The organism is Polyangium sorediatum (assembly GCF_029946465.1).
Classification (GTDB): Bacteria; Myxococcota_A; Polyangia; order Polyangiales; family Polyangiaceae; genus Polyangium; species Polyangium fumosum.
Genome location: NZ_JARZHI010000065.1, coordinates 45,812 through 59,119 on the forward strand (window position 1 = coordinate 45,812; position 13,308 = coordinate 59,119).

10 protein-coding genes are annotated in these 13,308 nt (G+C 68.5%); 9 read left to right on the forward strand and 1 reads right to left on the reverse strand.

Going from position 1 to position 13,308, the window contains the following annotated elements; translation table 11 throughout:
* Positions 1 to 154 precede the first annotated feature (154 nt).
* Positions 155 to 3,010 (reverse strand): PAS domain-containing sensor histidine kinase, encoded by a 2,856-nt coding sequence (locus QHF89_RS40095; protein ID WP_136970366.1) that lies wholly within the window; start codon positions 3,008 to 3,010, stop codon positions 155 to 157.
* 187 nt (positions 3,011 to 3,197) lie between these two features.
* Here QHF89_RS40095 and QHF89_RS40100 point away from each other — a divergent pair, with 187 nt between their 5' ends.
* The 9 genes from QHF89_RS40100 to QHF89_RS40140 form a co-directional block, all read left to right on the forward strand.
* Positions 3,198 to 4,025, forward strand: a complete 828-nt coding sequence (locus QHF89_RS40100) for an aminotransferase class IV (RefSeq protein ID WP_136970367.1) — start codon at positions 3,198 to 3,200, stop codon at positions 4,023 to 4,025.
* A gap of 173 nt (positions 4,026 to 4,198) precedes the next feature.
* Positions 4,199 to 6,592 (forward strand): sensor histidine kinase, encoded by a 2,394-nt coding sequence (locus QHF89_RS40105; RefSeq protein WP_136970368.1) that lies wholly within the window; start codon positions 4,199 to 4,201, stop codon positions 6,590 to 6,592.
* A gap of 201 nt (positions 6,593 to 6,793) precedes the next feature.
* Positions 6,794 to 7,543, forward strand: coding sequence for an aquaporin Z (gene aqpZ, locus QHF89_RS40110; RefSeq protein WP_136970369.1), 750 nt, complete (start codon positions 6,794 to 6,796; stop codon positions 7,541 to 7,543).
* Between the two features lie 329 nt (positions 7,544 to 7,872).
* Complete coding sequence (locus tag QHF89_RS40115) at positions 7,873 to 8,160, forward strand: hypothetical protein (protein ID WP_136970370.1); 288 nt, start codon at positions 7,873 to 7,875, stop codon at positions 8,158 to 8,160.
* A gap of 129 nt (positions 8,161 to 8,289) precedes the next feature.
* A complete protein-coding gene (locus QHF89_RS40120; RefSeq protein WP_136970371.1) occupies positions 8,290 to 9,723 on the forward strand; it encodes a lipase family protein in 1,434 nt (477 codons plus the stop codon).
* A gap of 301 nt (positions 9,724 to 10,024) precedes the next feature.
* Positions 10,025 to 10,918, forward strand: coding sequence for a response regulator (locus tag QHF89_RS40125; protein ID WP_284721543.1), 894 nt, complete (start codon positions 10,025 to 10,027; stop codon positions 10,916 to 10,918).
* A gap of 78 nt (positions 10,919 to 10,996) precedes the next feature.
* On the forward strand, positions 10,997 to 11,782 hold the full coding sequence (locus QHF89_RS40130; protein ID WP_136970373.1) for a response regulator: 786 nt from the start codon (positions 10,997 to 10,999) through the stop codon (positions 11,780 to 11,782).
* On the forward strand, positions 11,779 to 12,375 hold the full coding sequence (locus QHF89_RS40135; protein WP_284721544.1) for a chemotaxis protein CheW: 597 nt from the start codon (positions 11,779 to 11,781) through the stop codon (positions 12,373 to 12,375). The genes QHF89_RS40130 and QHF89_RS40135 overlap by 4 nt, the downstream gene beginning before the upstream one ends.
* On the forward strand, positions 12,372 to 13,308 hold a 937-nt coding region (locus QHF89_RS40140), incomplete at its 3' end, for a CheR family methyltransferase (RefSeq protein ID WP_284721545.1). The genes QHF89_RS40135 and QHF89_RS40140, both read left to right, overlap by 4 nt.

Here is a 13,308-nt window from a genome sequence, read left to right on the forward strand (position 1 = left end):
ACCGGCTGGGATGGCGGCCCGACCATCCTCGATCCTGCAGCGCCCGTCGCTGCACCCTTCCTGCAAACGCGCGGCCAAGATGGCATGTCCCCGCGTCCCTGTCGAGGGGCCTCGGGACGAATGCGGGCGCCTCCTGCCTTTGCCCATGACGGCATCACCCCCGCGCGGCCTCGATCTCCGCCCTCGGCAACGAAAACCGGAACGTCGTCCCCGCGTCGTCGCTCTCGACCCAGATCCTCCCGCCGTGCGCCTCGACGATGCCCCGACAAACGTACAGCCCGAGACCCACCCCGAGCACGGGCCCCTTGTGCAGCCGCCGAAACCGCTGAAAGAGGCGTGGAATGTCCTCGGCCGGAATCCGCGTCCCCCGGTTGTGCACCGAGATGCGCGCGCCCTCCGCCGTGCCCTCGACCCATACGCGGATCGGCGTATCGGCCGCCCCATACTTCACGGCATTCGAGAGGAGGTTCCCGAGCACCTGCTCGATACGCGTGGGATCCACGAGCACCCGCGGGATCTCCCCCACGATCACGATCTCGCCTCGCCCTCCGAGGGAGGCGCGCTCGACGGCGCCCCGCACGAGCAAAGGCAGATCCGTCGGCTCGAGCGCGAGCTCGAGCTGCTTTGCGTCGATGCGGGTGGTATCCAGCAGATCCCCTATCAACCGGTTGAGCCGCGCGGCGCTTTGCGAAATGTTCTCCGCGCGCCGCTTCTGCGTGGGCTCGTCGGTGCGCGCGAGCAGCGCCGCGTGGCTTGCGATCGCCGTGAGGGGCTGGCGCAGCTCGTGCGCCACGATGGAGCTCCACTCGTCGCGCATTTGCTCGAGCCACTTGAGCCGCGTGATGTCCTCGTACGTCGCAATGGCGCCGACGATGTGGCCATGCGCGTCGCGGACGGGGCCCGCGCTCTCGAGCACTGGCAACCCAGGATTGTCCGGGCGGCCCACGCGCAGCTCGCGGCTGCGCGTCTCCTCGCCGCGCAATGCGCGCGCCATGGCGTGCTTCTCCGGGGAAAGGTTTTTTCCGGACGGATCACAAAGGGCCGCGAGGTACGACAACGAGACCTCGTCGGGCCGCGGGGGTCGGCCCAGGATCTCCGCGGCCCTGCGGTTCGCCAAGAGCCGATCCCCTTTCGCCCCGACGGCCAGCACGATCCCCACCGGCGTGTGCTCGATGACGCTCCTCAACCGGCTCCGATCGGCCTCCATTTGTTCGAGGAGGAGCTCGCGCTCCTGCTCCGCTCTCTTTCGCTCGGTGACGTCGCGCGCCACGGCGATGAGCCCGATCGGGACACCGAGCTCGTCCCTTATGGTCGTGCCCTTGATCTCCGCCCACACGAGCGCCCCGTCTTTTCGATGAAACCGGATGAGGAGCGACTCGGCCTCGTTATCGCTCCGAAAGCGCTCGTAGGCCTCTCGATCGTCCTCGTGTGCGATCTTCATGCCGAGATCGGGATCGGCGTACCATTGCTCGACGGAATAGCCGGTCATGGCGAGCACGGAGGGGCTCACGTATTCGAATCGACGACGCGGCTTGAAGGAGACCTGATACACGACGTCCGAGGCGTTCTCCGCGAGGAACCGGAAGCGCGCCTCGCTGAGGCGCAGCGCCGCCTCGGTGCGCTTGCGGCGCGAGACGTCGCGCAGGGTCACGAGGTGAAACCCCGGGACGAAATGCGCCCTCGCGCCGAGCTCGACGGGGATCGTGCTGCTGTCGTGGAGGTGCAGGGTGATCTCGAGGTCGAGCTCCCCTTGCACGGAGAGGCGCCGCCACGGCTCTTCGAGCAGCGCCGCCGTGGTGGGCGTGACCAGGGACGTCATCCGCCGCCCGATCAGCGCCTCGCGCGTCTCGTGAAAGAGCGCGCACGCGGCCGGGTTCGCGTCGACGAAGCGCATCTGCTCGTCCAGGAGCACGATCGCCTCGCGGGCGCTGTGGAAGATCGCGTGGTACTTGCGCTCGCTCTGCCGCAGCCGATCCTCGATCCGTCGTTTTTCGGTGATGTCCTCGATCTGTGAAATGTAATGGAGCGGGATGCCACGGGCGTCGCGCACCATCGAGGCGCTCAGCATGACGTCGACGACCTCGCCCGTCTTGCGAACGTACCGCTTGGCGAGCTGATACCGCTCGATCTCCCCACGCAGCAGCCGCGCGACTTGCTCGAGATCGACCTCGAGATCTTCGGGGTGGGTGATGTCCTGAAAGCGCAGGCGCTCGAGCTCTTCGCGACCGTAACCGACGATATCGCAGAGCACACGGTTGACGCGGACGAAGCGTCCGTCGAGGCCCACCAGCGCCATTCCGATGGGCGCGTCGTCGATCGTACGGTTGAGGCGTTCTTCCACATCGCGGAGCACCTCCTGGGCACGCGCGAGCTCGTCGATGTGTTTGAGCAACCGCTCCTGCGAGCGGGCCCCGTCGAGCGCCCACGCGAACACGGAGGCGAGCGCCACGACGACGGCTTGCTCCTCGTCGCGATCGGAGAGCTCGTGCCCGATGCCACACGTGACCGCCCCGAGGATTTGCCCTGCGGCGACGAGAGGCGCCACGATCACGACCTTCACCTCGCAACACGAAACGATCGTGCGAGCATCGACGAATGTGCTGGCCTCGGGCATGGCCGCCTCGACACAAAGGGCGCTCCGCATTGCGATGGCCTCGGTCACGAGGGTGGGTCCTTGCGCGGGCGCGATCTCCGATACCCCGGCAAGGGCCGCGCTCGGGATGCCGTGCTGCGCGAGCAGCCGAAGCGGTGGACCGTCGACGGAGCCGTACAGGCAGGCGACCCGCGCGTCGAGATGACGCTCGAGCTGCACGAGGAGCGTTTCGATCACGTATTCCGGCGAGCAGGCGCCGGCAGCGAGCGCCGCCACGGATTCGCCGACGGCGAGCGCGACCCGCCCCCCGGGCGGTTCGCCTCCCTGTCCAGGCTTCGCGGCGCGGAGCACGAGCGACTTCGCACGGTCCGGACTGGAGACCGATGCCTCCGGCTCTCGCTTTACGGCCAGGCTCATGCAGGCGGCTCGTCCTCCGACGAATATAAGACCCACGTGGCGCACGGGCCACTCGCGCTCGTCGGCGAACTGCCGCGCACGACAGGAACGGGCGCGCCTGCGCGAGCTTTGCCAAACCGACCCGCGGCCCTCCCGACGCACGGCGCCCTGGCACGCCAAGCGGCCCGCCTGCTAAGGTGGGGGCCGCATGAAGCCTCACTGCTATCACGACGGAAAGATAGTGCCGACGGAGAAGGCGACGTTGCCGGTCACGGATCTGGCGGTCTTGCGTGGTTATGGCGTGTTCGATTTCCTGAAGACGGTGAACGGCAAACCATTCTTGTGGAAGGAGCACTGGAGGCGCTTGCAACGCTCGGCGAAGCTCCTCGGCATGAAGATCCCGCTCCCGGAGAAGGCCGTGCGCGAGGCGATCGATCAGCTGCTCGCGAAGAACAAAGGGGAGGACTGCAACATCCGGCTTCTGCTCACGGGCGGCGTCGCCAGGAATGGGCTCCTCGTCGACGAGCCGCGTTTGTATGTTCTCTCGGAGCCCATCCAAATGCTCCCCAGGAAGGTCTTCGAGAAGGGAGCGAAGGTCATCCGGTGCGCACACGAGCGAATCGTGCCGGAGGCCAAAACGACGGACTATCTCGCCGCGGTGCGCCTGCAGAAAGAGCGAATCCGCGCTGGGGCGGTGGAAATCCTCTACGTGGTGCGTGGCAGGGTCCTGGAGTGCTCCACGAGCAACTTCTTCCTCGTGAAGGACGGGCGCCTGATCACCGCGCGTGACGCGGTGCTCCTCGGGACGACGCGAAATCTCGTCCTCGATCTCGCGAAAAAAGCCGGAATCGTGTTCGAGGAACGAGACGTCGCGGAAACGGAGCTCGCATCGGCCGAGGAAGCGTTTCTCACGGCGACCAACAAAAACATCGTGCCGGTGGTCCAGGTCGACGACCTCGCAATCGGCAACGGAAAACCGGGCGTGGTGACGCGCCGGCTGATGACCCTGTTTGCGGACTACATGGCTCGTTATTGAAGCTCCGCTCGGTTCGAGCGAGCCGACGCTGCCACGAGGGCGTCAGGTTCGTGGGAGCGCCTGATCCGACGAAGCGCCCGGCGCACGAGCTCGAGCAGGCTCCTACTTTCGACGAACTTTGTAAGCGTGACACGAAGCCTTGATCATGTTTTACTGGCGCGGCGTGGGACAAGATGGCGGGCGCCGACACAAGCATCGTTGCCAGCAGCGAAGATACGTTTTCCACGCTCGCGGCGCGCCTCCTCAGCAGCTCCGTCGAGCCTCGGGACGCGCACCGCATCGCCGTCGACTTCGTGGCCTCGGCGCTCGACACACACGTGACGCTCTTTTACGGCGTCAGCGAAGACGGGCGTACGCTCGCCGTTTCCGCGCATCACGGCGCACCTGAGGCGCTGCTCGCCCGTCTCGCCTCGCTCCCGCTCGAATCCGCCAGCCTGATTGCCCGGGTGGCACGCACGCGCAAAGCCGCGGAGGTCGACGCCGCAGCAAAAAACGCCCCCTCCGACGCGCGCGTGGCCGCGGAGCTCGGATGCGGCCAGAGAGCCCTCGCGGCGCCCCTCGTGGCCGGGGAGCGTCTGCTCGGGCTCCTCCTTTGCTTCGCGGCGCCTGCCAAAAACGGTGAGGACCGGACACTCCCCATGCTTTCGGCCCTCGCCAGTTTGATCGGGGCCGCGCTCGGCTCCGCGCGTCCGGCGGAGGAGAATGCGCTGCGCCGGAGCCGGGAGCGCCTCGCCCGTATCGGGAGCTGGGAATGGGAGATCGACACAAACGAGGTCTTCTGGTCGGACGAGTGCTCCCGCCTCTTCGGCCTGCCCCCCTCAGCCGAGAAAAAGACCTGCGAGGACTTCCTTTCGTTCGTGCATCCCAACGATCGCGTGGAGGTCGAGGAAGTCATACGAGGCGCCCTCGACGGGGCCGCCTCCTCGTATTCAATCGATCACCGTATCCTCGCCGCCGACGACCGGGAGCGGATCCTGCACGTGGACTGCGACGTGAGCCGCGACGACGCGGGGCGCGCGATCCGCATGTGGGGGACGGTAGAGGACGTGACGGAGCAGCGCTGCGCGGAGAAGGCGCTCCAGAAGAGCGAGGCGCTCTTCCGGAAGGTCCTCGAGACGTTGCCGGTCGGGGTATGGGTCTCCGACGAGCACGGCCACCTGGTCCTGATCAACCCCGCCGGACAACGCATCTGGGGCGGGGCGAGGTTCGTCGGACCGGAACAATTCGACGAGTACAAGGGTTGGTGGGCCGACACGGGCAAGGAGGTCAAATCCGACGAATGGGCCCTCTCTCGCGCCGTGAAGAAAGGCGAGACCGCGCTGAACGAGCTCGTCGAGATCCAGACCTTCGACGGCATTCGCAAGTTCGTGCTGAACTCGGCGGCGCCGGTGCGAGATCCGAACGGCCGGCTCCTCGGGGCTTTCGCCATCAATGACGACGTGACCGAGCAGCACCGGCTCGAAGCGGAGCGTGAACGGCTCGTTCACGCGTTGTCCACGGAGCGGCGGTGGCTCCGGACCGTGATCGATCGCTCGCCCATTGGAATCGTGCTCTGCAAGCTTACCAAGGGGCCGGAGTTTCTCATGAACCACAAGGCGGAGGAGCTCATGGGGCAGGCCATGCCGACGGACGTGCTCGGCCTCTTGCGGCAGCGGCTCCACCTGCCGGACGGCTCGCCGGTCCCCGATCAGGATATCTCGCTGGATCGTGCCCTTCGCGGCGAGATCGTCACAGGACGGGAGCTCGTCATCCGGACGCCCCACGAGCCCGACGTGCCCGTCTTGAACAATGTGTCGCCCATTCGCGACGAGGGCGGCGAGATCGTCGGCGCCGTGGTGACGTACGAGGACATCACGCCGCTGAAGGAGCTCGAACGATTGCGCCAGGAATGGACCAGCGTGGTGGCCCATGACCTGCGCCAGCCGGTCGCGACCATCATGACGCTCGCCGGGGTCCTCGCGCGCTCCGGGGCCGACGCCACGGCGCGCAGCCGCGGCGAGCGGATCGTCGGAAGTGCGGCGCGGCTCAGCCGCATGATCGGCGACCTGCTCGATGTGTCGAGAATCGAGGCACACAGGCTGGAGCTCTTGCGCGCGAAGGCCGACCTCCCTGCGCTGCTCGGGCGCGTCCTCGAGGCGAGCGGCAGCCGCGAGCGCGTCACGCTCTCGATCCACGGCGAGATCCCGGCCATCTTCGTGGACGCGCAACGGATCGAGCAGGTCGCGGAGAACCTCCTCTCCAATGCGATCAAATACGGCTCCCCCGGGACGCCCATCGAGCTCGTCGCGGAGCGGCGCGGCGACGAGGTGGTGGTGGCGGTGCGGAACCAGGGGCCGGGCATCGCCGCCGAGGACATCCGCACCCTGTTCGAGCGATTTCAGCGAGGGCGCGCGAAAGGCAGCATGATCAAGGGGCTCGGGCTCGGGCTCTACATCGTGCGGGGCCTCGTGGAATCGCACGGCGGGCGGGTCGAGGCCCACAGCGTCCCCGGCGAGACCACCACGTTTTCGTTTTCCTTGCCCATCGAGGCCTGCGTGGAAGAGGCGCACGGGGACACATCGACATAATCGGCGACGTCCTCGCGCGCGAGCGGGCCAAAACGCCGGACGAAGAAGCGCATCGCGCCGGGGGCCAGCTCGTCTGCGAGCCTTGACGAGGTGCGCTCGCTTGGCCGTTTTGATCCGGATCTCCCGCGTCGAACGTGAACAGGTGGGCGCCTGGACGTACGCGCGCCCTACCCCACGTTCGGGGAAAGGGGGGGAGCTCTGATGTCCATTGGAAAAAAGATCATCGCAGAGGCTGTCGGGACGTGCTGGCTCGTGCTCGGCGGCGTCGGCAGCGCCGTCATCGCGGGCGACAAGATCGGAAACCTCGGCGTCGCGTTCGCGTTCGGTCTCACCGTACTCACCATGGCCTACGCATTCGGCCACATCTCGGGCGCGCACCTCAACCCGGCCGTCACGGTGGGGCTCGCGGCAGCCGGGCGTTTCCCGCGCGCGGAGGTGCTGCCGTACATCGTCGCCCAGCTCGTCGGCGGCGTCGTCGGCGCGGGCCTCTTGCTGCTCATCGCGCGAGGCATGCCTGGCGGTTACGACCCCGTCGCGAGCGGCCTCGGCGCGAACGGCTACGGCGCGCACTCGCCGGCCGGTTATGCCGCGTCGTCCGCGTTTTTCGCCGAGGTCGTGCTGACGTTCTTTTTCGTCGTCGTGATCCTCGGCGCCACGTCGAAGCGCGCGATGAATACGTTCGGCGGAATCGCGATCGGCCTCTGCCTGACGCTGATTCACCTCGTCGACCTCCCGATCACCAATGCCTCCGTCAACCCTGCGCGCTCCACGGGACCTGCGCTGTTCGTGGGCGGCTGGGCGCTCGCGCAGCTCTGGATGTTCTGGGTCGCGCCGCTGCTCGGCGCCGCGCTCGCGGGGCTCACGGCGCGCGCGCTCGAGCCGGATCAGGTGCTCCGCAAGGCGCGCCCGGGCCCGCCAGGGCCGGCCGAGCAGGTGCCCACGCGGGCGTGACGGGGACGATCGAAATCGTCCTTCCGGGTCACCACCCATCGCCGATCTGAAAGCCGCCGCCCCCCTCGTTGGGGAACCGGGCGCGCGCTACCCACCACGGCTCCGGAAACGCGATGACGACGATTTCGTCAACGGAATCCTGTTCCAACCCTGGAGTCCCCTCCGTTATGCCCACGAGCGACGTTTCTTGACATCGCGAGATCGTTTGCTTAGCTGACTTTCCGAACATGCGCCCCTCGAGCTCTTTCCGGTCGTCGTGCCTCTCGGGAATCGCCGCAGCCATGCTGGCGGTCCCGGGATCCGCGTTTGCGTGCTCGGGTCCGGGTGCGATGGAAGCGATCCTTCGCGCCGAGCGGCTCGGCTGGATCCTGTGGCTCGTGACGCTGCTCGTGGCCGGTGGCGTGGCCTTTACACCTCGGCTGCGCTCGGCGGGCTGGCGAACACAGGGGCCCTTGTTCCTCGTGGTGGCGCTTCATCCGGGCTCGTGGATGAGCGCTCGCGCCGGGGACTGCGGACGCACGCTGGTGGCAGGCTCGATTCTCGTCGCGGCGCTGGCGCCCCTGGTGGCCGGCTTCCTGTACTGGCGCTCCGGACGCGCGGCGAACGCGGCTCGTTGAGCCGAGGCCAGCGCGCGCGTTCCCGGCGCGAATCCTTTTGACCTCCGCGCTTCGTGGGTCGTGCTCTGCGTTGCAGAGCGCGCGCAGGCCATTGTCGTCCCCCGGCACAACGCGTAAGGTGCGCGGCCCATGAGGTACCTTTTGGATCGCCGCGTTCGCGGCATTCTCCTTGGCAGCACCCTCGCCCTCGTCGCATGCGGCGGGGAGGACAGTCCCCCGCCGCCCAGCGGCCCGGGGAAGCCGGAGATCCCGGCCCCCGAGGTCGCGGGGACACCCGAGACCAACGCCCTCGCCGATGCCCCGGCGCGCTGCGGGCAGCCCGATCACGCCTGGCAGAGGGATCTCTCGCTCGGCGAGATCACCTCGCACAGGGCGACGGCCACGTACCCCAAAGGCCTGCTCGACGCGCTCGCGGCCGAGGCGCTCGGCAACCTGCCCGTTTCGCTGCAATACGACGTCGTGACCCATGTCTTCACGTACGTGACGCAGGATCGCGGCAAGGCGGTGGAGGCGACGGCGCTGCTCGCGTGGCCGACGAGCGTGCCCGAGGACGCCGAAGCGCTCCCGACGCTCATGGTCTTGCACGGCACCAGCGGCTTCACCGACGGCTGCGGCCCGAGCGCAGAAACGGATACCGCGGCGCTCGCGGCCGCGCTCGCGTCGATTGGGTATGTCGTCGTGGCGCCCGATTACATCGGCCTCAAGAACGAGCCGCCGCCCACGGGCTTCTTGCACCCGTACCTGGTCGGCCAGGCGACGGCCATCGCCTCGCTCGACGCGGCCCGCGCGGTCCTGCGTTTGCCCGAGGAGATCCGCGAGGGCGGCGCGCGGCCCTCGACGCGCCTCGCCGTGGTGGGTGGATCCCAGGGCGGGCACGCGGCGCTTTGGGTCGATCGTCTCGCGCCTTATTATGCGCGCGAACTCGAGATCGTCGGCATTGCGACCACCGTCCCGCCCGCGGACATGCTCGGCGAGGGCACGCTCGCGCTCACCACGAAGCGCGAATCGACGGACAACATGGTCGCCTTTTATGGCGCGAGCGCGGGCTGGTACGGCGCGGCGGACAAACTCGCGGAGGTGCTGCTCCCGCCGCTCGACGCGGAGGTCCCGGCCGCCCTCGGCGCGGGGTGTGATCCGGGCGATCTCCTTTCGGGCAAGGACATGCTGACGTCCATTTTCCAGCCCGAGGTGCTCGACGCCGCCGCGTCCGGGAAGCTGGATGCGTTCGCGCCCTGGGGATGCATGGCTGCCGAGAATGGGTTGACCACCACGAGCGTATCGCGCATCCAGAAGGACGCGGCGAGTTATGGCATCCTGTTCATCACGGGCGAGGCGGACACGCTGGTCGATACGCCGACCGAGCGCGTCGCGTTCGGGGCGCTGTGCGACGCGGGGATGCCCATGCGTTACCTCGAGTGCGCCGGCGCCTCGCACACGAGGGCCACGACCTGGGCGCTGCCGGAGATCCTCACCTTCCTCGGGGATCGCGTCGCGGGCAAACCATTCGAGAAGGCCTGCGCCACGAGCGCCCCGGTGACCTGCGCCGGAACCCCGACACCTTAATCATGGATTCCGCGTCGCAGAACGACGCAGAATCCATGGAGAAGGGACAGCGCAGGTGCGCCCGCGCGTCGCGCGACACGGGGCCAGAATGGGCATGGTATCCTCGTTGACCATGTGTTGCGCGACGCAGGCGTGGGAACGTCATCGTATTGACGTTGCCCACGACATGGACGGGTCGGACCTTTTCGTGGACAGACCACGGTGATGGCGATTGACGCCGGGTTGTTGATTGTGTTACCCCGAACGATGGGGAGAGATTTTGAATCATCGCAACACAGCCCTCAGGGTTCCGCGGCGGGGGGTGATCCCTGCGCCCCGAAAAAAAGTCCTCATCATCGACGATGACGACGACTTCGGCCGGCGCGCGGCATGGACGCTCGACGGCGCGGGCTTGGTCGCGCGTTTTCACCACGGGCCTCAGGGGAGCTTGCAGGCGATACGGGAGACAGGCTGCGAGGTCGTGTTGCTCGACGTCAATATGCCGCAGCTCGACGGCCCGCGTCTGATGCGGATGATCCGCGAGACCTTCACCGCGCCGCGTGTACGCGTGATCCTGTGCAGCAACATGCACAAGGGTGTCTTGCAGAAGCTCGCGGATCGCCTCGGGGCCGACGGCGCCATCCAGAAGCCAGAGGACACGCAGGAGCTCGTCGGCGCGCTCGAAGCCGCGATGCTCATCGAGCCGTCGAGCCGGGTGCGTATGTCCGCGACAGCGCTCCTCTCGGACCCTCTCGGCGAAGCGTCCACCCGGCAAAGCGGCGGCGAAGGTCCCCCTTCCACGAGGAGGGCGCAGGCCCCGGAAACCGGCAGCTTCGACATCACCATCGAGCCGCCGGACCTCGTGGTGCTCAAGGCGCGGAGCTGTGGCGGGAATGGCAACGACAAGGCCGGACTCTCGCGCCTGGAGGAGTGGGCTGGCCCGCGTCCCTATTACCTCATCCTTTTTGATATGTCCGAGACCGTCGCCCTCGATGCAGCGGCGCGGGATCACATGAGCGCTTGGGCCAGGCGCGTGCCGCCCCACGCGATGGCCGCGTTTGGTGCGGACTTCCATATTCAGGTGGTCCTCGAAATGGTCCAGCGTGCGGTGTCGAAGCTCACCGGGAAGCCCCTGCACCGACATTTCTCCCGGGACGAAGCCGCGGCGAGGGCGTGGCTCGACAAGGTGCGGTCGGGTCTCCTCCCAGGGAGCTGAGATCCTGGCGCCGCCGCTCGGCCGCCCGGCACGCGGCGCGTCGACACGATCCGCGCAGAGAAAGACAGAGCATACGAAATGGCCTCCGAGCACCCGCTCCTCATGAGCGATTTCCTTGCGGAATCCGAGCTGCTCCTCGCCTCGATGGTGCGCTCGCGGGATTCGCTGCGGGCCTGCCCTTCGGATCGAGCCGCCGTGCGTGAGCTCTCCCGCGACGCGCACACGCTGCGAGGCATTCTCTTGATGGTCGATCTGCCGGCGCTCCGGGACCTCGCGTATCGGCTCGAAGGGGCCGTGGGGGAGCTGCGACGGGACACGAGCCGGAGCCCCGAGGACGCGCTGCGGCTCGTCGACGAGACGGTGCGGGCGCTCTCGGAGGTGCTGCGGGGCGCGGCCACGCAGAGCAGGAGCCACGCCCCGGCGCGCGCCGAACGTCGGGGGCGCGAGGCCGTCTCCCTCGCGGCGCGACCGCTGCCGCAGACCGTCCTCGTCGTGGACGATAGCCGCACCGTACTCCGCGTCGTGCAACGCGCGCTCGAAGAAGCGGGGTTCCGCGTGCTCACGGCAAACACGTCGACGGCTGCCGTCGAAGCGCTCGCCGGGGAGCCGCCCGCGCTGATCCTGCTCGACCTGTCCATCGCGGAGCAGGATGCCGGCGCCCTGCTCCGACGGCTCTCGCAGAATGGCGTCTTCCACCGGACGCCCGTCGTTCTTTTTTCCAACCAACCGGATACCTTGCTCCGCGCGACGGCCAAGCGCCTCGGCGCTGCGGGTCATCTGCGCAAGACGGGCGACGCGCGCGCGATCGTCGCGGCGGTCTCCGCGCAGCTCGCAAAGCCGGCACGCGCATCGGGGGGACCGTGAGCACGCGGCACGACATCGGGCGGGAAATCGCCGAACTCAAGCGACGCCTCTACGAGCTCGAGTGCACCACGTCGGCGCACGAAGCCGACGAACCGCTGCCCCTCGCGGGCGAGATCCAGGCGGTCGTTTGTCGGGTCGAGCAGACGCGGGTTGCCTTGCCCCTCGACGTGGTCGAGCGCGCGGTCCCCGCGGCCGCGATGGCGCCCTTGCCCGAAGCGCCTCCGTGGGTGCACGGGCTCTTGAACCTCCGAGGCCGGGCGCTCCCGGTGCTCGACGTGGCGGCCCGGATCGAACGCCGAGGGCGAACGCTCGATCTCGACGATCAGATCGTCATCTGCCGGCACGCCGAGCAGCGGCTCGGCCTCGTCGTGCAGGAGGTGCTCGGCGTGAGCGAGTTCGCGCTGGAAGAACGGACGAACGGGCCGGGGGCGAGTTTGCCCATCGCGCCCTACGTGCGGGCGACGCTCCGCGACGCCAAAGGGCTCGTGCTCCTCTTCAGCCTGAGCCGCCTCATCGCCACCTCGGACATCCCGCCCCTCGACGAACCTCCCGAGGCAGAGCGCGCGGGGCACGAGGAGACGCCGGGGCGATGAGCGGCGAGGGCGGGCTCGACGCGTTGCTCGACGCGATCACGCGCGCGAGTGGGCTCTCGCCTCGCGATGACTGGGCGGACCAGGCCTCGCGCGGGCTCGAGCACATCGCGGTTCGTCGCGGCACCACGGTCGAGGCGCTGAAGCGGGAACCGGCGACGTGGCCCTCGCTCCTGCCCGAGCTCCTCGACCACCTCACGGTCCGGGAGACGTTTTTTTTTCGACACAACGGCCATTTCGATTTTCTGGTCGACGCGCTCCATGCGCGGCTCTCCGCCGATCCGCTCGCGGGCGCGTGTGTGCTCTCGGCGGGCTGCGCGACCGGCGAGGAGCCGTATTCCATCGCCATCGCCGTCCACGCGCGGCTCGGCGCGAACGCCCTCGCGCGCGTCCGCATCCTCGGGTCGGACATCAGCCCCGAGGCGATCCGCAGGGCGCGCGCCGCCGTCTACGGCGCGTGGGCCTTTCGCGAGGCGCCGGCCTGGCTCTCGGCCAGCTACTTCCGGCGCGGCGAAGGGACGAGCGCCGAGGTGGCGGACCTCGTCCGGCGGGCGGTGAACTTCGACGTGGGGCACGTGGTGCACCACGCGGCGACGTTGCCCGCGGCCTCGGTGGACGCCGTGTTTTTCCGGAACGTCGCCATCTACCTCAGCCCGAGCGTGATCGCCGACGCATATCGCGAGTTTCACCGTGTGCTCCGGCCCGGCGGATTGCTCATCGTGGCGCCCGCCGATCCTCGACCGAACACGGCGTTTTTCGCCGATGTGGGCCACGACAGCACGAGCATCTATCGCGCACGCGCTCCGGGCTTCGAGCCCGACCAGCCCGTGCCGTCGAGCCGCCGCGGCCGCGGGCCTCGCTCCTCGCGCGCTGGGCACGCCGCGGTAGGTCGGCCGGCGCGCGCGTCGGTCCGCGCAGCCCCGGCGCGCGCTGCGG